Annotated in this window: 19 protein-coding genes; 15 read left to right on the forward strand and 4 right to left on the reverse strand. The window is 57.6% G+C overall.

Annotated features, from left to right (window positions below; genetic code table 11):
* Positions 1-106 precede the first annotated feature (106 nt).
* From HALTITAN_RS13935 to hpaI, 3 genes are read left to right on the forward strand one after another with little or no spacing between them, the layout of a single operon-like run.
* Positions 107-649, forward strand: a complete 543-nt coding sequence (locus HALTITAN_RS13935) for a TRAP transporter small permease (RefSeq protein WP_009287486.1) — start codon at positions 107-109, stop codon at positions 647-649.
* Positions 646-1,941, forward strand: a complete 1,296-nt coding sequence (locus HALTITAN_RS13940) for a TRAP transporter large permease (protein ID WP_009287487.1) — start codon at positions 646-648, stop codon at positions 1,939-1,941. Before HALTITAN_RS13935 ends, HALTITAN_RS13940 begins: the two co-directional genes overlap by 4 nt.
* Positions 1,942-1,957: 16 nt before the next feature.
* Positions 1,958-2,728, forward strand: a complete 771-nt coding sequence (hpaI, locus tag HALTITAN_RS13945) for a 4-hydroxy-2-oxoheptanedioate aldolase (protein ID WP_009287488.1) — start codon at positions 1,958-1,960, stop codon at positions 2,726-2,728.
* A 14-nt stretch (positions 2,729-2,742) separates the two neighbouring features.
* Here hpaI and HALTITAN_RS13950 read toward each other — a convergent pair whose 3' ends face one another.
* The 3 genes from HALTITAN_RS13950 to HALTITAN_RS13960 are packed head-to-tail and all read right to left on the reverse strand — an operon-like array spanning position 2,743 to position 6,678.
* Complete coding sequence (locus HALTITAN_RS13950) at positions 2,743-4,167, reverse strand: FAD-binding oxidoreductase (protein WP_009287489.1); 1,425 nt, start codon at positions 4,165-4,167, stop codon at positions 2,743-2,745.
* On the reverse strand, positions 4,164-5,468 hold the full coding sequence (locus HALTITAN_RS13955) for an L-fuconate dehydratase (RefSeq protein ID WP_009287490.1): 1,305 nt from the start codon (positions 5,466-5,468) through the stop codon (positions 4,164-4,166). Before HALTITAN_RS13955 ends, HALTITAN_RS13950 begins: the two co-directional genes overlap by 4 nt.
* Positions 5,469-5,514: 46 nt before the next feature.
* On the reverse strand, positions 5,515-6,678 hold the full coding sequence (locus HALTITAN_RS13960; RefSeq protein ID WP_039859513.1) for a fumarylacetoacetate hydrolase family protein: 1,164 nt from the start codon (positions 6,676-6,678) through the stop codon (positions 5,515-5,517).
* A gap of 237 nt (positions 6,679-6,915) precedes the next feature.
* Between HALTITAN_RS13960 and HALTITAN_RS13965 the strand changes: the two genes are divergently transcribed.
* From HALTITAN_RS13965 to nanR, 8 genes are all read left to right on the forward strand, one after another.
* Positions 6,916-7,680, forward strand: a complete 765-nt coding sequence (locus tag HALTITAN_RS13965; protein ID WP_039859515.1) for an SDR family NAD(P)-dependent oxidoreductase — start codon at positions 6,916-6,918, stop codon at positions 7,678-7,680.
* Positions 7,677-8,678 carry a 4-hydroxythreonine-4-phosphate dehydrogenase PdxA gene (pdxA, locus tag HALTITAN_RS13970; RefSeq protein ID WP_009287491.1) on the forward strand — a complete coding sequence of 334 codons (1,002 nt, stop codon included), beginning with the start codon at positions 7,677-7,679 and terminating at the stop codon, positions 8,676-8,678. Before HALTITAN_RS13965 ends, pdxA begins: the two co-directional genes overlap by 4 nt.
* A complete protein-coding gene (locus HALTITAN_RS13975; RefSeq protein ID WP_009287492.1) occupies positions 8,675-9,868 on the forward strand; it encodes a four-carbon acid sugar kinase family protein in 1,194 nt (397 codons plus the stop codon). The genes pdxA and HALTITAN_RS13975 overlap by 4 nt, the downstream gene beginning before the upstream one ends.
* 199 nt (positions 9,869-10,067) lie before the next feature.
* Positions 10,068-11,069: a sialic acid TRAP transporter substrate-binding protein SiaP gene (locus HALTITAN_RS13980; RefSeq protein WP_009287493.1), complete on the forward strand. Its 1,002-nt coding sequence runs from the start codon at positions 10,068-10,070 to the stop codon at positions 11,067-11,069.
* A 128-nt stretch (positions 11,070-11,197) separates the two neighbouring features.
* Positions 11,198-11,731 (forward strand): TRAP transporter small permease, encoded by a 534-nt coding sequence (locus HALTITAN_RS13985; RefSeq protein WP_009287494.1) that lies wholly within the window; start codon positions 11,198-11,200, stop codon positions 11,729-11,731.
* A 38-nt stretch (positions 11,732-11,769) separates the two neighbouring features.
* A complete protein-coding gene (locus HALTITAN_RS13990) occupies positions 11,770-13,149 on the forward strand; it encodes a TRAP transporter large permease (RefSeq protein ID WP_027956967.1) in 1,380 nt (459 codons plus the stop codon).
* 62 nt (positions 13,150-13,211) lie between these two features.
* Positions 13,212-14,288, forward strand: coding sequence for an Ldh family oxidoreductase (locus tag HALTITAN_RS13995; RefSeq protein WP_027956966.1), 1,077 nt, complete (start codon positions 13,212-13,214; stop codon positions 14,286-14,288).
* Positions 14,289-14,352: 64 nt separating this feature from the next.
* Positions 14,353-15,075, forward strand: a complete 723-nt coding sequence (gene nanR, locus HALTITAN_RS14000; RefSeq protein WP_022521913.1) for a transcriptional regulator NanR — start codon at positions 14,353-14,355, stop codon at positions 15,073-15,075.
* A 56-nt stretch (positions 15,076-15,131) separates the two neighbouring features.
* Here the strand turns inward: nanR and HALTITAN_RS14005 are convergent, their stop codons facing one another.
* On the reverse strand, positions 15,132-16,208 hold the full coding sequence (locus tag HALTITAN_RS14005; protein ID WP_022521914.1) for a TRAP transporter substrate-binding protein: 1,077 nt from the start codon (positions 16,206-16,208) through the stop codon (positions 15,132-15,134).
* Positions 16,209-16,535: 327 nt separating this feature from the next.
* Here HALTITAN_RS14005 and HALTITAN_RS14010 point away from each other — a divergent pair, with 327 nt between their 5' ends.
* Genes HALTITAN_RS14010 through HALTITAN_RS14025 form a run of 4 tightly spaced genes read left to right on the forward strand, consistent with a single transcriptional unit; the run spans position 16,536 to position 21,088 of the window.
* Entirely contained in the window at positions 16,536-18,338 is a 1,803-nt protein-coding gene (locus HALTITAN_RS14010) for an IlvD/Edd family dehydratase (protein WP_009287496.1), read from the forward strand.
* Positions 18,339-18,355: 17 nt separating this feature from the next.
* Complete coding sequence (locus HALTITAN_RS14015) at positions 18,356-19,300, forward strand: DMT family transporter (RefSeq protein WP_009287497.1); 945 nt, start codon at positions 18,356-18,358, stop codon at positions 19,298-19,300.
* A 31-nt stretch (positions 19,301-19,331) separates the two neighbouring features.
* Positions 19,332-20,102 carry a FadR/GntR family transcriptional regulator gene (locus HALTITAN_RS14020; protein ID WP_027956964.1) on the forward strand — a complete coding sequence of 257 codons (771 nt, stop codon included), beginning with the start codon at positions 19,332-19,334 and terminating at the stop codon, positions 20,100-20,102.
* Between the two features lie 35 nt (positions 20,103-20,137).
* Positions 20,138-21,088 (forward strand): Gfo/Idh/MocA family protein, encoded by a 951-nt coding sequence (locus HALTITAN_RS14025; protein ID WP_051052052.1) that lies wholly within the window; start codon positions 20,138-20,140, stop codon positions 21,086-21,088.
* Positions 21,089-21,108 lie beyond the last annotated feature (20 nt).

The raw sequence follows: 21,108 nt of genomic DNA on the forward strand, positions 1-21,108 counted from the left end.
GCCGTCGCTGTTTTACAAGACAAGCCAGTTTTACAAGACAAGCCAGTTTTTCATGACAAATAAGTTTTCATAACCAAAAAAAGACGTCAGGGTAAGGAGTTCTGCTGTGGAAGACGCTGTAGCGCCCAGCCAAGGGCCGGATCGAATCGCTTTCTATACGCTGCGCGGCGTCACCCGCCTGTGCGATGGGGTAGGCGTGGCGTTAATGGCGGCCATCCTGCTATTGATCGTGGCGGCGGTCATTGCCCGCGACTTGTTGGGGCTGGGCATGCCCTGGACCGAAGAAGTAGCGTCTATGTTGGCCATCTACGCGATTGGCTTTGGCTCGCTATCGGCGTGGGTGCGCAGTGAACACCTGGTGGTCGATCTGTTTAGCCACAAGCTTTCCGGGCTGGGTAAGAATATTCAGTATCGGTTTACTGCACTGGTTTCCTGCGTTTTTTTTGCCCTTGCTGCTTGGGGTGCATGGATCATGTCGGACATGAGCGCCAACAATAAAACCGTCTCGTTAAGTATCAGCTTCAGCTATCTCTATTACGGCATCTTTTTCAGCTTTGTGGGCATGGCGCTGATTGCCCTTTGGCAAACTTTGCGCGGCCCGGTGGCGTGGTTGGAAACGTCCCATGAAGAGGAGGCTTCTCAACCATGACCGAACTACTGATTTTCGTCGGTGGCCTGTTAGTACTGATGGCCATTGGTTTGCCTGTGGTGGTCGCCATTGGCGTGACCTCCTTTATCGCCCTGGTGGCTACTGGTACCGGTGGGCTGCCCGTTGAGTTACTGCCGCTGCGCATGGTGCAAACGCTCAATAACTTTACCCTGCTGGCGATACCGTTGTTTATTCTGGCCGCCAACATCATGAATATTGGCTCCACCACCACGCGTATTTTCGACTTCGCCACCGCGCTGGTGGGCTTTACCAAGGGCGGCCTGGGTCACGCGAATGTGGTGGCCAGCTCCATTTTTGCCACTATGTCAGGCACTGCCGTTGCCGATGCCGCAGGGCTTGGCAGCATTGAAATCAAAGCCATGAAAGAGCGTGGCTATGCGCTGGATTACTCCACCGGTGTTACCGCTGCTTCCAGCGTTATTGGGCCGATTCTGCCGCCCAGTATTGCCTTGGTTGTGTACGGCTGGTTAGCCAATGTGAGCATTGGCGGGCTGTTTATGGCGGGGCTACTGCCGGGTATTTTGATGGCGCTGCTGCTGATGGGGATGACCGTGCTACTGGCTGCCAGTGGCAAGGTGGTGATGCCCAAGCCCACACCCTTTGATGCCTGCGAAGTCGCCCGCACCGGTAGGCGTGCCATCTTGCCATTAATGATGCCGGCGATTATCGTCGGTGGTATTTGGGGTGGTTTCTTCACACCCACCGAGGCGGGTGCTATTGCCTCGCTCTACGCGGTAATTCTAGGCGGGCTGATCTACCGTGACTTGAACTGGCGAGACCTCTATAACGCTTTCCGCCGTACCCTGATGTTCAGTGCAGTGATCCTGCTGATTATTGCGGTCTCCAGCTTTTATGGCTGGATCCTGGTGCGTATGGGGATCCCTCAGGCGTTGGCGGGGCAGGTGGCCAGCATCGATATGCCAACGATCCTGCTGTTGCTCTGCTTTGCGCTGTTCTTCCTGCTTATCGGCTGCTTTATGTCGGTGATTGAAAGCATCCTGATTTTTACCCCGATTGTGGTTCCCGCGGCGCTAAGTGCCGGATTAGACCCCGTGCATTTCGGTATTGTGATGGTGATCACGCTTTCAGTAGGGGTTATTACCCCGCCCTTTGGCACCGTGTTGTTCCTGATGGTGGGGATCACACGGTTGCGCTACGGCCAGGTCGTCACAGCGATCATGCCGTTCTTACTGCCGATTATCGCTACCATTCTACTGCTCATCGCCGTGCCGGGGCTGGCTACCTGGCTGCCAGACGTTATGGGGTATTGATGTAAAAGGAAAGCGAATGAAAATGCCGCACAACACGTTTAAGCAGCAACTGCTGGCGGGACAGCCCCAAACGGGGATTTGGCTCGGCTTGGCGAGCGCCTACACCGCGGAGATTGCCGCCACGGCAGGATTCGACTGGCTGCTGCTTGACGCCGAGCATGCTCCCAACGATGTATCGAGCCTGCTTGCCCAACTACAGGCATTGGCCCCCTATGACAGCCACCCGGTGGTGCGCCCGCCCACCGGGGATACGGTGCTGATCAAGCGCTACCTGGATATTGGCGTTCAGAACCTGTTAATCCCCATGGTGGAAACGGCTGAGCAGGCTGCCCAGCTGGTGGCGGCCACACGCTATCCACCCCGCGGTAGTCGCGGTGTTGGTCATGTGCTGGCACGCGCCTCGCGCTGGGGGCAGGCAGAAGACTACCTCTCCCGCGCCGATGACGAAATCTGCCTAATGCTGCAGGTAGAGAGCCCCCAAGCACTTGCCAATCTGGAGGCAATCGCCGCAGTAGAAGGTGTCGATGGGGTGTTCATTGGCCCGGCGGATTTATCGGCCTCAATGGGGCACCTGGGCAACGCCAGTCATCCTGACGTCACCGCGGCGATTAACGATGCCATCACCACAATACGTGCGGCAGGAAAGGCCGCAGGTATCGTGACGGTGGATGAGCAGGCAGCCCGCGGCTATCTTGCTGCGGGCTGCACCTTTGTTGGGGTGGGTATCGATGCCCTGCTCTATGCCAATGCCCTGCGCGGTCTGGCGGAGCGGTTCAGGCACGAATGAACAAAGCGTCGGGGTTACTCTACGGCAGGCAAGATCCTGCCTGGATTCATCAACCCCTTGGGGTCGAACAGCGCCTTAACGCCGCTGACCAGTTCCCGCTCAACAGGCGATAGCCGTGCCAGGTAGGGTGCCTGCTTGGTGCGGCCAATGCCGTGCTCGGCGCTGATGCTGCCGTTGAAACCGTCAAGTACCTCAAACAGCCGCTCCTCCAGGTCGTGCAGGTGGGCTTTCTTATCGCTATCCGCCATTGCCGTGGGCGGTAGAATGTTGAAGTGCAGATTGCCGTCGCCCACATGCCCGTAGGCAATAATTTCGCACTCGGGTGATGCTACCATCACCACCTCGCTTGCCCGGGTAACGAAGTCGGGTATCGCCGAGATGGGCACCGAGATATCGGTACGCAGGTGCTCTCCGCGCCGCCGCTGGCCTTCCAGCATGCTTTCGCGGAACTGCCATAGCTGGGCGGATTGGGTGTCGCTGGAAGCCAGCGCGCCATCCAGCACCAGCTCGCGCTCCATGCCGGTTTCCAGCAGCGCTTCCAACATCGAACCCAGATCCACTGGCCCCGTGGCCGCGACTTCCATCAGCACGTACCAGGGGTACGCGTCTTCAAGCGGGTCACGCAGCTCTGGCGTTGCTTCAATCGCCAGCTCGATACAGCGGCGAGGAATCAGCTCAAAAGCCGTCAGCAGGTCGCAGCACTCCCGGCGCGCCAGACCATACAGGTCGATGACCGCCTGGATGGAGGGTAGGCCCAGTAGAGCAGTCCGGTTCTGGGTAGTGCGTGGTGAAAGCTTTAACACTGCGCCCGTAACAATACCCAGCGTACCTTCACTACCCAGAAACAATTGCTGAAGGTCGTAACCACGGTTGTCCTTGTGCAGCGCATTCAGGCTTTCCCAGACGCGCCCATCGGGCAGCACCACTTCAAGCCCCAGCACCAGCTCGCGCATCATGCCGTAGCGGAGTACGTTAAGTCCGCCCGCATTGGTGGCAATATTGCCACCAATCTGACAACTGCCTTGGGCGCCCAGCGAGAGCGGAAAGTCACAGTCATGATCAAAAGCTGCCAGCTTGACGTTCTCAAGGATGCAGCCAGCGTCTACGGTAATGGTGAAGTTAATCGGATCAATGGCGCGCACGCTATTTAAGCGCTCAAGACTGATCACCAACTCCTGATCATTGGCAGCGGGCAAGGCGCCCGCCACCAGACCGCTATGGCCGCCCTGGGGCGTCATCGCGATTCCTTGGGCGTAGCAGCGCTTTACCACCTCGGCGACTTCTTCCGTGTTAGCCGGACGGGCCACCGCCAGCGGTGTGCCCAGCGTATCCCCCGCCCAGTCGCTAACGTAGCGCGCTATGGCGTCTGGTTCGCGCAGCAGGCCTCGCTCGCCGAGCAGGCTGATTAGCTCATTTAGAAAGGAGGTGGTGTCTGTCATTCATTCTCTTCCTGCCAGGCCGCGCCCTCGGGGAAGCGGTGCTGTGCTTGGGATTCTGCGTGCATGGCGATACTGTAACCTGGCGCTTCAGGCACTTGATAGCGGCCACGGTTGATTACTACTGGGTCGATAAAGTGTTCGTGCAAGTGATCCACATACTCAAGCACGCGACCTTCAAGGCTGCCGGATACCGCGATATAGTCGAATAGGGAGATATGCTGGGTGTACTCACACAGCCCGACGCCACCGCCGTGGGGGCAAATCGGCACGCCGAACTTGGCGGCCATCAGCGTTACTAAAATCACTTCGTTAAGCCCGCCCAAACGTGCCGCATCGAGCTGGCAATAGTCGATGGCATCCGCCTGGAAGAACTGCTTGAACATCACTTTATTGTGACAGTGCTCGCCAGTGGCGACGCCGATAGGCGCAACCCGGTGGCGGATTTCGGCGTGGCCGAGAATGTCGTCAGGGCTGGTGGGCTCTTCTATCCATAGCGGGTCAAATTCGGCCAGCCGACGCATCTTGGTGATCGTCTCGTCGACTTCCCACACCTGGTTGGCGTCCATCATCAGCACGTTGTCCCAACCGATCTCTTCGCGTAGCAGCGCCGCTCGGCGGGCATCCTCTTCAATGTCGCCGCCAATCTTCTGTTTGAAATGAGTCCAGCCTTCAGCCAGCGCTTCACGCGCCAGACCGCGCACTTTCTCGTCGCTGTAACCCAGCCAGCCCGCTGAAGTAGTGTAGGCGGGGTAGCCATCGTGGCGCATTTCGGCTTCGCGGGTTTCTTTGCCGGAGGCCTGACGGCGCAGCAGACAGATCGCTTCTTCCGGCGTTAGCGCGTCGGTGACGAAACGGAAATCAAGGCAGCGCACCAGCTGTTCCGGGGTCATATCCACCAGCAGCTTCCACACCGGCTTACCTTCGTTTTTCGCCCACATATCCCACACGGCGTTGACGATGGCGGCGGTGGCTAGGTGAATTGCGCCTTTATCGGGGCCAATCCAACGCAACTGGCTGTCGCCGGTAATTTCCCGCCAGAAGGTGCCCATATTGTCGGTAATAGAGGCCAGCGAGCGACCTTCAATCAGCGGCGCTAGTGAGTGCAAACCGGTAACCACAATCTCGTTGCCGCGGCCAATGGTAAAAGTTAAGCCGTGCCCCTCGGGGCTGCTGTCATCGGTGTGCAGGATGACGTAGGCGGCGGAGTAGTCCGGCGCGGCATTCATGGCATCCGAGCCATCCAGAGAACGCGAGGTGGGAAAACGAATATCCTGGATCTCGACGCGAGTGATGGTTGTCATTGTGCGCTCCTAGGCTGTGATATGAGTGGCGTATTGATTGTTAGAATCAGCGGCGCGCTAAGTGGCGCATCAGTTCGCGAATACCGTAGGTCCAGGGCGGTAATTGATCGCTTCTGCCTACCTGGTTGACCAGGGCGCCCAGGGCGGGGGTGGCGATGGTGACGCGATCACCCAGATGATGGGTAAAACCCTGGCCTTCCCCGTCGCGATCCTGAATGGGAGAAAACATGGTGCCGAGGAACAGCATAAAACCATCCGGATATTGGTGGTGGTCGCCGATGGTTTGGCTTACCAAGTCCAGCGGGTCGCGGCTGATCTCGCGCATATCGCTCTCGCCCTGGAGCAGGAAGTCGTCATCCTCCCCCTCAATACGCAGCGATACCTGGCAGTTGCGCACGCTGTCGATATCGAAGTGGTCATCAAACAGGCGAATAAACGGGCCAATGGAACAGGAGGCATTGTTATCTTTTGCCTTGCCGAGTAACAGTGCGCTGCGCCCCTCCACGTCGCGCAAGTTGACGTCGTTGCCTAAGGTCGCGCCACGCACCTGACCACGGCTATCGACTGCCAGGACAATTTCTGGCTCGGGGTTATTCCATTGAGATGATGGGTGTAAACCTACCGGGGTGCCAAAACCTACCGAGGAGAGCGGCTGGGCTTTGGTAAATACCTCCGCGTCGGGGCCGATGCCAACTTCCATATATTGCGACCACCCACCGCGCGCCTGAAGCGCTTTTTTTAGCGACATCGCCTCTTCAGAACCCGGCGCAATCTTGGAAAGGTCGGTGCCGATCAGTGCCTGCAGGTCGTTGCGCAGCTCCACCGCTCGTGCAGGGTCGCCGCCCGCTTGCTCTTCGATCACTCGCTCTAACAAACTCACAGCAAAGGTGACGCCACAGGCTTTAACGGCCTGAACATCGCAGGGGGCTAGCAGGTAGGGCGCTTGTGGTTGGGGTAACTGAGAGTTTTCCAGCAGTGCCTCGACACTACCTAGGTTGGGGCCTTCCGCTCGCTGTACTACCGCTTGTAGGTCGTCGCGTTCCAGCAGGTCAGCCATGGTGGGCCCATAGGCGGTAATGTCGATCACCTGACCGTTGTTGACGGTCACTAGCGCGGGGCCAGGATGGCTGCCCTCCAGCCAAACGCGGCCAACCAGCAGCGCGTTACCCCGGTCGGCGGGAAGTGTGTCCGTCGATGAAAGTGGATTCATGTACTTCTCCATTCGCTCTTAGAATTAGTTTTAATCGTTAGCAGTGGGAGGCGACTGGCGCTAAACACGCCATCGCCTATCATGTTATAGATGTCGATTTGTATGACAGGTATGCCAGTTCATTGCTTACTTTAGCGCACCGCTCCATTTCGGGTCGATAGTTAAATCTATCTAGAGGACGACGGTTTCGCTAAGTGTGGCTCTCACAATAAAAGCAAAAGTGTTAAGGAGAATTTCATGTTAGACGAGTGGAACGGTAAGCGAGTACTTATCACCGGTGCTAGCCGTGGCATTGGCGCGGCTGTGGCGAAGCAATTGGGGGCGCTGGGAGCGCACGTAGCGGTGCACTATCACAACAGTGAAGCGCCCGCTGAAGCAGTGGCTAAGGCGATTCGCGATGCGGGTGGGGAAGCCTTTACCGTTAAAGCAGACGTCAGCCACACCAGCGAGACCCAAAAACTCGTCGACGATGCCGCCGAGCGTCTGGGCGGTTTAGACCTGTTGATCAATAACGCGGGGGACATGCTGGGCCGGGTTGGCTTAGGTGAGATGGACGATGACCAATATGACCGGGTCATGGATCTCAATGTCCGTTCAGTGATTATGGCTAGCCGGGCGGCGCTACCGCATTTTCGTCGCGCAGGTGGCGGCAATATTATTCACACTACCTCGATTGCCGCACGTAATGGTGGCGGGGGAGGCGCTGGCCTATACGCCTCAGCAAAAGGTTTTGTGAGCACGATAACGCGAAATATGGCCAAGGAACTTGCCGGGGATAATATCCGCGTGAATGCTGTGGCCCCCGGTACGATTGCGACCGATTTTCATGAGCGCCACTCAAGCGATGCTCATCTAAACGCAGCTCGGGCATCGATTCCCATGGGGCGTTTGGGCACGGCGGAAGAGTGCGTGGGTGCGTACGTTTTTCTGGCGACCGATACGCTCAGTAGCTATGTCACTGGTCAAATCATTGAGGTCAACGGCGGGCAGTTAATGCCATGAATAGCTCCCCACGCTGTTATGAAATTGCGATCACCATGGGCGACCCTGCTGGCATCGGCCCTGAGATTATTTGCCGCGCGCTGAGTGCTATGTCCGCCACCGAACGTGCCACGGCGATGGTCATCGGTGACCCGGCTATTTATCGCCGTGCGGCGGCAAGTGTTGGTGTTGTGCTTGAGTTCGTGCCATTGGAGCAGGTAGAGAGCGATAAGGATTGTGTGGCGGTCGGTGTGGTCGAGGTGCCGAAAGGCGTTGAGATTGCTGATGGTCAAATTAGCGCCGGTGCGGGTGATATGGCGTTTCGCTGCGTTCATAAAGCCGTGGAATTGGTGCAGGCGGGGCGGGCGCAGGTGATTGTCACCGCCCCGCTGAACAAGGCGGCGTTGCATGAAGCCGGGCACCATTACGATGGCCACACCGGGATGCTGGCATCGCTGACCGGTGCGCCCTCGTCGTTTATGCTGCTGGCATCTGAGACGCTCTCGACGCTACATGTATCCACCCACGTGTCGCTACGTGATGCGATCGACCGAGTGACCCCTGAACGCATCATTGCCACCGTTGAAGCAGGACACGCGCACTTGCTCGCGTTGGGCATGAAGGCTCCGCGCATTGCCGTGGCAGGCCTTAATCCGCACTGCGGTGAAGGAGGGATTTTTGGCGACGAAGATAGTCGCTGTATCGCCCCAGCGGTGGAACGCTTGCGGGAACGGGGTTTTGATGTGAGCGGGCCGATCTCTGCGGATACGGTGTTTTACCGCGCTTCGAAAGGCGAGTTCGATTTGGTTATTGCCCAGTATCACGACCAGGGCCATATCCCCGTCAAACTGATTGCTTTTGATACCACGGTCAATGTCAGCCTTGGCTTGCCGCTTCAGCGCACCTCGGTGGATCACGGCACTGCTTTTGATATTGCCTGGCAGGGCAAAGCCGATGCCACCAACATGGGATCAGCGATTGCCTATGCGCGACGGTTAGCCAGTGGCGCCAAGGCATGAGCGGCTGCCGATTGGCGATTATTGCCGATGATCTTTCGGGCGCGCTGGACACTTCAGCACCCTTTGCCGCGCGAGGCGCAGATGTCCGCGTGGTGATTAGCCTGGAGGCATTAGCGACAACGCTAGAGGCATGGCAAGGTCAGTGGCCAGAGGTCATCGCCGTGAATACCCAGTCTCGCCATCTGCAATCTGAGGAGGCGGCGCTTCGGGTAAGCGAAGCAGTGCGTTTGCTCACGCGAGTCGCGCCGCAGGAGTGGTTCAAGAAAGTCGATTCAACCCTGCGTGGCCAAGTAGTCGCAGAGTGCACGGCACTGCGGGAAGCGCTTGGCTTTCCCCTGCTGCTGGCTCCCGCGGTACCGGCCCAGGGGCGAACAGTGCGTAATGCCGAAGTGTGGGTGGACGGCATTCCACTGGCTGATACCACCTACCAACAGGATGCCCTCTCAACGCCCCTGATCGGCCCCATTGATCAGGCATTTTCCGTCAGCGGACAACCGCTGCAGCGCTATCGCTCTGGTCAGGGCGTTCAACTCCCTAACGGGGACTGTATCGCCGATGCCCAAAGCGACGAGGAGCTTGCTGCGCTCTATCAGCTCGTGTCGAGTGCTGGCTGCCGCCGAGCAATGGCGGGGGCTGCGGGGCTGGCAACGGCTATCGCCCAGCGTTTTTTCGGGCGGCCTGATGCACCATTTCGAGCGTTGAATAGCGTAAATACAGTGCTTTATGCCATCGGTTCTAGAAGCCCTCGTGCTGCCGAACAGCTCCAACAGTTGCGACAATACGTGCCCGGTTTGGCCGTGATTAAAGCGTGTACCGAGCCCTCTGCTACACCTTGTAATAGTAGCCCGGCCTTAGGGACCTATGTGGTCGTGCCCGGAGAGAGTGAGGAATGCACGGCAAACCAAGTCGCCGAGTCGATGGCTTCCAAAGTGGCCGACCTTACGTCTGCCTGGCGGGACGATGATCCGTGTTTGCTATTTTTAACCGGCGGGGATATCGCCATGGCCGTATTGACCCAACTGGGGGTGAGTTATATCTCTGTCGAGACGGAGTGGTCACCCGGGGTGGCACTAGGGAGTATGGATGGCGATAGGCGAAAGCGAGTGATGACTAAAGCAGGTGGCTTTGGCGATCCTCAACTGCTGGTGCGCTTATACCATCAGTTCGCTCCACGGCTTGAATCATCATAGGCACTACTAAAATCGTTACCTGGATAGTTGCGCGATTGCGGGCAGCCAACTAAGTTTGAAGCTGGTGGTATGACACGTATATAGCACTATGATCGGTTACGTTGGTTGCCGCCGCTTAAAAAATAACCAAATACATCACAATAAATAGCAGCAAATCACACTATCCAACAACAAATCCAATGGTTGTGAGGAGTACACGATGAGTCACAAACGCCAACACTCGCTTAAGATGGCCCGCCTGCTGACCGCTACGCTTATCGCCGGTGGTCTCTCAGTGACCGGTGCTGTGCATGCGCAAGAAGAACTCACCTTTGCTCACGTCTATGAGACATCCGAGCCCTACCACGAGTGGGCACTGTGGGCGGCAGATGAAATCGAGGAGCGTACTGATGGCCGTTATTCGATCAGTGTCCACCCGGCGTCGTCACTGGGTAAGGAGTCGGACATCAACGAAGGCCTACAGCTTGGCACGGTTGATCTGATCTACACCGGCAACCAATTTGCCGGTCGTTTCTATGGCCCGGTGGGTATCGCTGGCGCGCCCTATATGTTCCGCGATTTTGACCATTGGCAGGCCTATGCCGATAGCGACCTGTTCAAAGAAATCGCCCAGGGCTACCAGGATGAAACCGGTAACGTACCGCTGGCCATGAACTACTACGGGCGTCGCCATGTAACCTCCAACAAACCGATCAATACGCCGGAGGACATGCAAGACCTGAAAATTCGTACGCCCAATGCGCCAATGTACATGATGTTCCCCGAAGCGGTGGGCGCCAACCCCACTCCGATCGCATTCTCCGAGGTTTATCTGGCGCTGCAGCAAGGTGTGGTGGATGCTCAAGAAAACCCACTGCCGACCATTCGCGCCAAAGCGTTTCATGAGGTGCAGGACTATATCAATCTGACCGGGCATATCACCGATTCGCTAATCACCATCGCCGGTGGCCCATTGTGGAATCGCCTCTCCGAGGAGGATCGTGAGGTTTTCCGTGAGGTCTACACCGAAGCCGGCGAGCGCATCACTCAAGATATCTTGAAATCCGAGGAAGAGCTGGTGGCTTGGTTCGAAGAGCAGGGTGTGACCGTCAACGAAGTCGATATAGAACCCTTCCGCGAAGCCACGATTCCTGCCCATAACGGTGAAGCGGCGACTTGGGATCAGGAAACCTATGATCGTCTGCAGGCTATCGGCCAGTAATCAGACTATCGGACGGTAATGCCGTGAGGCCTGAGTTTTCCAGAATCCGTACGTTTCCGGGATCGTTTTTTTCGTAGACCAAGACTCGCCCCGCCCAAGCCTCGGGTGGGGCGAAGCGGGAGCCTTCCATGAGCCAAACTGACTCTACTGACGAGACCAGCCTTGCAGGTCTCGACGATGATTCCTTCAACATTCACGACTATGCCCTGGAGGATTTCCTGACGCTTGGGATCTTCTGGCTACTGGCACTGGATGTCTTTATGCAGTTTTTCAGCCGCTATGTGCTGGGTAATTCCATCGCCTGGACGGAGGAGATGGCGCGCTATCTATTGGTTATGGTGGGCTTTATGGGCAGCACCATGGCCGTGCGAAAGGGATCGCATATCGCAGTGGAATTTTTCTATCGCTACATGCCGGGGTGGCTGGGGCGCGTGATGTCGACGCTGGTAGACCTGATCAATATTGCCTTCTTCGCCAGCATGGCCTGGATCACCTTCAAACTGGCTGATCGTACCAGTGCCATGATGACCTCGGTGGATATCCCTAAAAGCTGGCTTTACTACTTGGTGATGGTGGGCTTTATCATCATGCTGGTGAGAGGGGTGGAGGTGGCTATTCGTCACTGGCGCTCGGGCACCAGTGAACTGCTCAATACCCAATAACAACACGCCAACACGCTACTCTCTCGGAGATCACCCCAATGCCCAACATTCTGGCTGTGAGGCGCGGCGGTGCGATAGTACCGCCATTGGTCGCGGCTGTCGCGATACTCGGCTGTATCGCATTGGCCGCCACCCAGCACTATTTACTGTTCCTGTTTGCGGCGCTCTTTACCCTGCTGGTGATGGGGGTGCCGATCGCCATTAGTCTTGCCGGCTCGTGCCTGCTGTATGTGCTGCTGACCGGCAGAGTACCCGATGTTGTCGTGATGCATCGCATGATCAACGGCGTCGACAGCTTTCCCCTGTTGGCGATTCCGTTTTTTATACTCGCCGGTAACCTAATGAACAATGGTGGTATTACCGTGCGGATATTTGACTTTGCCAAGGCATTGATGGGCTGGATGCGTGGCGGTCTGGGGCACGTCAATGTAGGCGCCAGCATTGTTTTTTCCGGCATGTCAGGAGCCGCAGTCGCCGATGCAGGGGGGCTAGGTACCATTGAAATCAAGGCCATGAAAGATGCCGGTTACGACGAGGAGTTCTCGGTGGGTATCACCGCGGCATCTTCGACCATTGGCCCGATTATTCCGCCGAGTCTGCCGATGGTTATCTACGGTGTAATGGCCTCGGTGTCGGTCGGCCAGTTGTTCGTCGCCGGCCTGGTACCGGGCCTGTTAATGGGGCTGGTACTCATGGTCATGATCACGATCATTTCACGGCGGCGCGGCTATACCCGCGATGCGGTGTTCTCGTTTCCGGTGCTTGGTCATACGTTCAAGCGCGCCTTCCTGTCACTCTTAACACCGGTCATCATCGTCGGCGGCATAATGTCGGGGGCCTTCACTCCTACCGAAGCGGCGATTGCTGCGGTGGTCTACGCCTTGGTGCTGGGGGGAGTGGTTTATCGTAGCCTGACCTGGCGCCGCCTGCTCAAGGTGAGCATGGAAACTATTGAAACCACTGCCGTGATCCTGCTGATCGTCGCTGGTGCCTCGATATTTGCCTGGATCCTGACCAGCAACCAAGTCACGCAGCATGTTGTGACCCTGCTCGGGCCATTTGCCGATAACCCCATAGCCACGCTGATCATCATCAACCTGGTGCTGATTCTGGTGGGCTGTTTTATGGAGACCATCGCGGCGATCACCATCCTGGTGCCGGTATTGTTGCCGGTGGCCATTACTGCGGGTGTCGATCCGGTGCACTTTGGCGTGATCATGGTGCTAAACCTGATGATCGGCTTGTTAACGCCGCCGGTAGGCATGGTGCTGTATGTACTGTCGCGAGTGTCCGGAATTTCCTTCGAGAAATGCATGCGTGGCACGCTGCCGTTCCTGGTGCCGCTGGTCATCGCATTGCTATTGGTTACCTTCATTCCAGCTATCTCGCTGTGGCTGCCAACACTGATTTATCGTTAAGCATTACCGGGGCTGGCCAATGGTCAGCCAGTAGCCCGACTGAAACCAGGAGCTATCGATTAATGAGAGATACGTCGTCAAATTTTCGCGTCGCTCGCGAAGACCTTGCCCGCTTCATGCAAGCCGTTCTGAAGGCGGCAGGTGCTGATCAGGCATCAGCAAACGCGGTCACTCGCGCGCTGATTACCGCCTCACGTATGGGCACCGACAGCCATGGCCTGCGTCTGCTGCCCCACTATCTGCAGGCGCTCAAGGGCGGGCGGATCAACGGCGCGCCCGACATGCAGTTCCACCAGCGCCTGGCGGCGACCGGTTTTCTGGATGCTGACGACGGGTTGGGGCACCTTGCAGGTTATACCGCCATGGAGCACGCCATGGCGATGGCCGAGACGGTGGGGATGGGCGCCGTCGCGGTGGGCAACTCGTCGCACTTCGGTGCGGCGGGGTGCTATGCGTTGGCAGCGGCTGAGCGCGGTTATCTCGGCATGGCGTTCTGCAATTCGGATCCTTTCGTGCTGTTGCATGAGGGCGCCAAACCCTTTCACGGTACCAACCCCATCGCCTTTGCGGCGCCGGTGGCGGGCGAGTCGCCTTACCTGCTGGATATGGCGACCAGCTCGGTGCCCTGGAATCGCGTGCAGCAGTACGGGGCGATTGGGCGTGAACTGCCAGACCAGGTCGCGGCGGATGCTGCCGGGCAGGTAAGCCGCGTTCCTGGTGAAGTGGCCGCACTGTTACCACTGGGTGGTAGCGGCTTCGGCTTCAAGGGCGCGGGGTTGGGTGGCATGGTTGAGGTTCTGAGTTCGATGCTGTCGGGTATGCAGCATGGCTTTAAGCTGCTGCCCATGGGTGGGCCAGACATGGCGACGCCACGCGGTGTAGGGCACTTCTTCCTGGTCATGCAACCGGATGCGTTTGTGGATGCAGGCACTTTTGCGCAAGGAATGGCCGAGTATCTAGCCGACCTACGCGCCCAGCCTGCTGCACCCAATACCCAGGTAATGGCACCTGGGGATCGCGAATGGCGCTGCCAGGCCCAGCGCGACGCCGAAGGCATTCCGCTCGATTCTGCCAATCAAATCGCCTATGCCGAGATTGCCGAGCAGTACCAAATAGCGCCGCTCTCTCGGCTGGTTTGAAGGATAATGACCAGAAATGCAGTAAAATGGCGGAAAATTCCAGGTTAACCAGGGGTGACTGCCTATGAGCAGATACCGGATCGAGCGTAAAACGCTATCGGAACAGGTCGCTGAGCAGCTTGAGGCGGAGATTCTCGAGGGGCGGCTGAGTGAAAACGATCAACTGCCTTCAGAGAGGGAGTTGATGGAGCAGTTTGGTGTTGGCAGACCCGCGGTGCGTGAAGCACTGTTCCACCTGCAACAGCTAGGACTTATCGCCATCAACAGCGGTACCCGCGCCAGGGTAATTCGTCCCACCGCTGAGGCGGTGATGGCCAGGCTTTCTGGGGTAACCCGACAGCTGCTTTCTAAGCCCGATGGTCAACAGTATTTCCAGGAAGCGCGGGCCATGTTCGAGATATCTTTGGCTCGCTACGCGGCGCGTAATGCCAGTGAAGAGGATCTAGCGAGGCTGCGCGATGCATTAGCGGATAATCGCGATGCAATAGGTGATGAAGCACGCTTTAAACGTTCTGATAATGACTTCCATGGCGTGTTGGCCAGCATTGGTCGTAACCCCATTTTCGATGCTATCCATGTGGCGCTCTCTGAGTGGTTGGACGATCGCCGCGCGCTGGTGCTGCAACAGAAGGACGAAGACAAAGCGGCTACCGCTGCGCATACCGAAATCATCGCAGCGATAGAGTCTCGTGACCCAGATGCGGCCGAAGCAGCCATGCGGCGCCACCTAGACCGTCACTACGGCACCTATATGCAGCTTAAAAAGCGCCTCTCGGACGCTTCTTAATTCTCATGCTACCCAATTAATCCTGCCGCCTTTTTTATTCGGCGGCAGGGATGGGATCACTCGGTCATTGTCGATTCAGCAATCTCTTGGAATTCAGTCACGAGATCTTCGCCGATGCGTGGTGCCCACTCTTCGTAAACCGGCTGCACGGCTTCCTGGAAAGCGGCAATCTGCTCGTCATTAAGACGGGTAATTTGCATGCCGCGCTCTTCAAGCTGATCCCGTGCCCAGTCGTCGTACTCGCTGGAAAGCTGGATTTCGTAATCCGCTGCTTGCAGCGCGGCTTCCTGAACAAGTTCCTGATACTCTGGATCGAGGCGATCCCAGGTACGCTGAGAGATCATCTTGATGAAGGGTGTATAAACGTGACGGGTTTCGGAGCCGTAATCCTGCACCTCATAGAAGTTGGAGGTCAGGATGGTGCTCCAAGGGTTTTCCTGGCCATCGACAACGCCTTGTTCCATGGCGGAGAAGAGTTCACCAAATGCCATCGGGGTCGGGTTGGCGCCCAGCGCTTCCCAAATCGCCAGGTGCACTGGGTTCTCCATGGTGCGAATAGACAAGCCACGAACGTCCAGGCCCGCCACATCTTCTGGTGAAGCGACTTCACGAGCACTATTGGAGAGCTGGCGGAAGCCGTTTTCAGAGAATGCCAGGGCTTTTAGACCAGTGCCATCGAAGGCATCAAGCATCTCCTGGGCAGCATCGCTACGCATGGCCTTTATAGCCGCTTCCCGAGTAGGCAGTAGGAAAGGAAGGTCAAAGACTGCCAGCTCCTCGACATAACCTGTGGCGGGTGAAGAGGAAGGGTAGGTCATATCCAGCGTACCGGTTTGCAGCATTTCCATCATCTGCACGTCATCGCCAAGCTGGCTGTTGGGAAAGATATTAACGCTGATACGCCCTTCGCTGCGCTGGTCGAGAATATCCGCAAAGTATTGGCTAGAGATATATTGAGGCGAGCTTTCCGCCAAGCCCAATCCCATGCGCAGAGTGACGCTGCCGTGGTCACCCACGGTGCCGCCCTCTATCTCTGGCGGATCGGAAAGGTCAGGCGTTTGCGCGTAGGCAATGCCTGAGCTGAGCAGTGTAGCGCCGGTCATTAATAGGGTGCGTTTCCAAAGATGGTGCATAGTCGTCACTCTCCTGGCGTGCTGCAGGTCGCTACGCTAAGGGGATATTCCTAGCGAGCTGCAGCGTGGTTGATTGTTGTTGTGTGTAAGCGGCACTCGCTTATAGAGGTGTAAGTGCCGCTCCCTTAGGTGAATGTCTAACGTTTTTGGTATATGTTCAACATATACTTTTGTATGTATCGACGCCGCGGGTAAGAACGCGTACCGTCATGGCAACTCTTCCCTACATTTTAGGAAGCTTTCTTCATCGTTAGTGTTGGTGGGCAGTTTGAGTGCCTAAAGCGCGCCTGCCGACTTGTATATTTACTTTAGGCGTGGAGCGGAACCATGGCCAATTTTCAGCGAATAACTCCTGAGCAGTTGCGTTCACGCTACTGGTTCGATAACCCTGATCACCCCGGAACCACGGCGCTATGTATTGAGCGTTACCTCAATTACGGTATTACTCTGGATGAGCTGACCAGCGGTAAGCCGATCATTGGTATTTGCCAGTCGGGCTCTGATTTAACCCCGTGCAACCGCCACCACATTGACTTGGTCAAGCGGGTTAAAGACGGAATTCGCGCCGCAGGTGGCGTGCCGTTTGAATTTCCCATGCATCCTATTCATGAGAACGTGCGCCGACCCACTGCTGCGCTGGATCGGAACCTCGCTTACTTGGGCATCGTGGAAGTGCTCCATGGCTACCCGCTAGATGGCGTGGTATTGACCACCGGCTGTGATAAAACCACCCCGGCTGCGCTGATGGCCGCGGCAACGGTGAATATTCCGGCCATTGTGCTCTCCGGTGGTCCGATGCTTAACGGCTGGCGTGGCGCCGAGCGGGTGGGCTCAGGCACGATTATCTGGGAGCTTCGCAAGCGGCTGGCAGCTGGGGATATCGACTACGCAGAGTTCCTTTCCCGCGCCAGCGACTCAGCGCCTTCGATAGGCCACTGCAACACCATGGGCACCGCCTCTACCATGAATTCCATGGCGGAAGTCCTGGGCATGAGCCTGCCGGGGTCGGCGGTGATTCCTGCGCCCTATAAAGAGCGCGCAATGGTGGCCTACGACACGGGTACGCGGATTGTCGATATGGTGTGGGAAGACCTGCGCCCGCTGGATATTCTGACCCGGGAAGCGTTTGAGAACGCCATCGTGGCGTGCTCGGCACTGGGCGGTTCATCCAATGCGCCGGTACATATCAATGCGATTGCCCGCCATGCAGGCATCGAGCTGGATAACGATGACTGGCAGCGCCTGGGCCATGAAATTCCACTGCTGGCCAACGTAATGCCTGCCGGTGCTTTCCTGTGCGAAGAGTTCTACCGCGCCGGTGGTGTGCCCGCGATCCTCCATGAGCTACACACTGCCGGTAAGCTGCACGGCGAGGCGCTAACGGTCAATGGCCGCTCCATCGGCGATAATTTGCAGGGCCGTGAAACTCAAGACACTGATGTGATTTGTCGCTATAGCGACCCGTTGGTGGATCATGCGGGCTTCCTCAATCTCAAGGGCAATCTATTCGACTCGGCGCTGATGAAAACCAGCGTGATCTCGCGGGATTTCCGCGAACGCTTCCTGAATGACCCCAATGACCCGGAAGCCTTTGAGGGCAAGGTGGTGGTATTCGATGGCTCCGAGGATTACCACGCCCGTATTGATGACCCAGCGCTGAACATTGATGCACGCACCATCCTGGTAATGCGCGGTGCAGGGCCGGTAGGGCATCCTGGCGGTGCCGAAGTGGTTAATATGCAGCCGCCGGAGGCGCTGATCAAACAGGGCATCGAATCGCTGCCGTGCCTGGGCGATGGTCGCCAGTCGGGTACTTCCGGCTCACCGTCGATTCTCAATGCCTCCCCGGAAGCCGCTACCGGGGGTGGCTTGGCGCTGCTGGAGAGTGGCGACCGTCTGCGGGTCGATCTCAAGCGCGGTGAGGTGCAGCTGCTGATCGAACCCAGTGAACTGGAAGCCCGCCGGGAGCGTTTAGCCCAGCAGGGCGGTTACCGCTACCCTGGCCACCAGACGCCTTGGCAGGAGATCCAGCGCAGCATGGTCGAACCGCTGGACCGCGGTATGACATTGGAACCCGCCACCAAGTACCGCGATGTGGCTCGCCAGCATCCGCCCAGGGATAATCACTGAAGAGGCGAATACTAAAGATGAGTCGTTGGAGTACCTTATCGCATCGCCAGCAGGGACTACTATTGACCGCTGGCGGGGCGCTGATCATGGCCCCGGATGCCCTGCTGATTAAAGTGGCCGATCTGCCCGATGCCGAGATATTGATGTGGCGTGGCTTTCTTTCGGGCTTAGGTTTTCTACTGATCGCCCTGATGCGCTATGGCCGTGGCACGCTGGCAGCCTACCGTCGCTGCGGCTGGACGGGTATCGCCGTGGCGCTGCTGTTCAGCCTGACCACCTGCGGTTTCGTGCTGGGCAACCAGTACACCAAGGCGGGCAACGTACTGATGATACTGGCCAGTTCGCCGTTAATCGCTGCCGTGCTCTCCTGGATCATCCTCAAGGAGCGTCTGCCAAGGCGTACCTGGTTAGCGATATTGCTGTGCATGGTGGGTGTCGCCATGATCGCCCTCGATGACGCGGGCGCAGGTTCTTGGGTCGGAAACGCTTTCGCTTTGATGGCGGCAACGACCCTGGCGATTAACTTTACCCTCTGCCGTACGCGGCCGGGGGTGGATATGAGCCCGATGCTGGTGTTCAACGGCCTTATTGTGGGTAGCACCGCAGGGCTGTTTTGGCTGGCGGGCAGCGAACCAACCCTGCCTGCAGCCAACCAGCTTGCTGTCGTTATCCTGCTCTGCCTGATTATTGTGCCTTGCGGCGTGACGCTACTGCAGCGTGGGCCGCTCTATCTGCCCTCCGCCGAAGTGGGCCTGCTAATACTGCTGGAAGTGGTGATAGGCACGCTGTTGGCCTGGTGGATTCTGGCCGAACAGCCCGCGCCAATGGCCATGGTTGGCGGCGTTCTGGTGCTGGGCACACTGGGTGCTAAAGGCCTCTATGAACGGCGGCTGGAACTGAAACAGCGGGCGGGGCTCGATGCTACGCCGTCGATAACAGTCGACCGGTCAAGTACGGTATGATTGACAGGAATCGAAATAGGGCCTTATCGCAGTGACGTCATCTCCTAGTAAGCCAGTAGCTCGCCCCAGTATTGCCGAACATCTCGCCGAGGAGATCTTTGGTGGGCGCTATCACCCCGGTGACTTAGTACCCCGAGAAATGGATCTATGCGAACGCTTTGCGATCAATCGCTCAGCGGTGCGTAGCGATCTTCGCCAACTGGTCGATGCCGGGATTATTGAGCGGATTTCTGGTCATGGTTCCAAGGTGCGCGAATACTCAGAGTGGCATATTCTTGATGCCCAGGTGACTGACTGGCTGACCCGCTACGCTGCCCCCAACCCGGATATTCAGCGCGAGATTCTTGCCTTCCGTCTGGACGTTGAGCCCTATGTGGCGATGACCGCCGCCAAGCGGGCCAAGGCGCGTGATTTAGTCGCCATCGAAGAAGCCTTTGAAGGGCTAGGGCAGAATCTACGCAATGCCACCTGCGAAGAGGAGCGGCGGCTGCACAGTGAGTGTGATGTCGCTTTTCACGAGGCGATCTTCAAGGCGACCCACAATATTGTCTGGGCGCAGCTATCGCATATCCTGCGACCCTCCATCTACATGCTGATTTCCATGTCCAACGAGAACGCCCCAGATCCTGAAGAGAGCCTGGAGCGTCACCGTCAACTGATGGAGAGCATCCGGCTGCGCCGCCCCCGGGAGGCGTTTTTAGCGTCCCAAGCGGTGTTGGCAGGTACCGCCGCAGCGCTAGGGCTTGAGCACAGCGTTAGCTCATTAGGGCGCAGCGTTGAGCTGCCCCACACCACCCCCTGAACCCATTTTCAATGGTTAAAAACAAAGGCAAGCGTATGTCTGACTTCAACTCTGGCTTTAGCTCTGGCTTTAAGTTCGGCCTAGTGGGCGTGGGTAAAATTGTCCGAGACCAGCACCTTCCTGCCATAGCCGCCACCCCAAACTGCCATCTTGTCGCCACGGCGGATCCTCATGCCTCGCTGCCGGAACTACCCGCCTATCAAGACCTGGAAGCGATGCTAGACGCCCACCCTGAAATCACCGCCGTCTCAATCTGCACGCCGACGCACCTGCGCTACTCCCAGGCGCGGGCAGCGCTGATGCGTGGCAAGCACGTGCTGCTTGAGAAGCCGCCAGGGGCGACGTTAAGCGAAGTGGAGGATTTGATTGCCTGCGCTCAGAAGCAGGGCGTTAGCCTATTTGCCGCCTGGCATTCGCGGTTTGCCCCCGGCGTGGCTCAGGCCCAGCAGTGGTTAGCCGATCGCCAGGTTCAGCGGGTTGAGATCGAGTGGAAAGAGGACGTGCGGGTATGGCATCCAGGCCAGGCGTGGATCTGGCAGCCCGGTGGCATGGGGGTTTTTGACCCCGGTATTAACGCGCTGTCGATTGCGACTGAAATCCTGCCCCAACCGTTCTTTCTGCAACGGGCGCGGCTGCTGGTACCGAGTAACGCGCAAACTCCGATTGCGGCAAAGTTATCCTTTATTGATCCAGAAGGCGCGGCGATCGAGGCCGATTTCGACTTCCTCCAGAGCGGCCCGCCAACCTGGGATATGCATATCGACAGCGATGGCAACCGTCTGAGTCTCACCCAGGGCGGCTGTCGATTGGTCATCGACGATGAACTGATCATTGAAGAGGAGGAGCGCGAGTATCAAGGTTTATATGCGCGCTTTGCCGAGCTGATCGCCAACGGGCACAGCGAGGTGGATGTGGCCCCGCTGCGCCAGGTCGCCGATGCGTTTCTATACGGTCATCGTGAGGCTACCGAAGCGTTTATCGAGTGAAGGCTTTATCTGGAAATATG

It is taken from the genome of Vreelandella titanicae BH1 (genome assembly GCF_000336575.1).
Taxonomy (GTDB): domain Bacteria; phylum Pseudomonadota; class Gammaproteobacteria; order Pseudomonadales; family Halomonadaceae; genus Vreelandella; species Vreelandella titanicae.

Coding starts and splice junctions, on each gene's coding strand:
- HALTITAN_RS13940 (WP_009287487.1), top strand. CDS start 646: ATGACCGAACTACTGATTTTCGTCGGTGGCCTGTTAGTACTGATGGCC.
- hpaI (WP_009287488.1), top strand. CDS start 1,958: ATGAAAATGCCGCACAACACGTTTAAGCAGCAACTGCTGGCGGGACAG.
- HALTITAN_RS13950 (WP_009287489.1), bottom strand. CDS start 4,167: ATGACAGACACCACCTCCTTTCTAAATGAGCTAATCAGCCTGCTCGGC.
- HALTITAN_RS13955 (WP_009287490.1), bottom strand. CDS start 5,468: ATGACAACCATCACTCGCGTCGAGATCCAGGATATTCGTTTTCCCACC.
- HALTITAN_RS13960 (WP_039859513.1), bottom strand. CDS start 6,678: ATGAATCCACTTTCATCGACGGACACACTTCCCGCCGACCGGGGTAAC.
- HALTITAN_RS13965 (WP_039859515.1), top strand. CDS start 6,916: ATGTTAGACGAGTGGAACGGTAAGCGAGTACTTATCACCGGTGCTAGC.
- pdxA (WP_009287491.1), top strand. CDS start 7,677: ATGAATAGCTCCCCACGCTGTTATGAAATTGCGATCACCATGGGCGAC.
- HALTITAN_RS13975 (WP_009287492.1), top strand. CDS start 8,675: ATGAGCGGCTGCCGATTGGCGATTATTGCCGATGATCTTTCGGGCGCG.
- HALTITAN_RS13980 (WP_009287493.1), top strand. CDS start 10,068: ATGAGTCACAAACGCCAACACTCGCTTAAGATGGCCCGCCTGCTGACC.
- HALTITAN_RS13985 (WP_009287494.1), top strand. CDS start 11,198: ATGAGCCAAACTGACTCTACTGACGAGACCAGCCTTGCAGGTCTCGAC.
- HALTITAN_RS13990 (WP_027956967.1), top strand. CDS start 11,770: ATGCCCAACATTCTGGCTGTGAGGCGCGGCGGTGCGATAGTACCGCCA.
- HALTITAN_RS13995 (WP_027956966.1), top strand. CDS start 13,212: ATGAGAGATACGTCGTCAAATTTTCGCGTCGCTCGCGAAGACCTTGCC.
- nanR (WP_022521913.1), top strand. CDS start 14,353: ATGAGCAGATACCGGATCGAGCGTAAAACGCTATCGGAACAGGTCGCT.
- HALTITAN_RS14005 (WP_022521914.1), bottom strand. CDS start 16,208: ATGCACCATCTTTGGAAACGCACCCTATTAATGACCGGCGCTACACTG.
- HALTITAN_RS14010 (WP_009287496.1), top strand. CDS start 16,536: ATGGCCAATTTTCAGCGAATAACTCCTGAGCAGTTGCGTTCACGCTAC.
- HALTITAN_RS14015 (WP_009287497.1), top strand. CDS start 18,356: ATGAGTCGTTGGAGTACCTTATCGCATCGCCAGCAGGGACTACTATTG.
- HALTITAN_RS14025 (WP_051052052.1), top strand. CDS start 20,138: ATGTCTGACTTCAACTCTGGCTTTAGCTCTGGCTTTAAGTTCGGCCTA.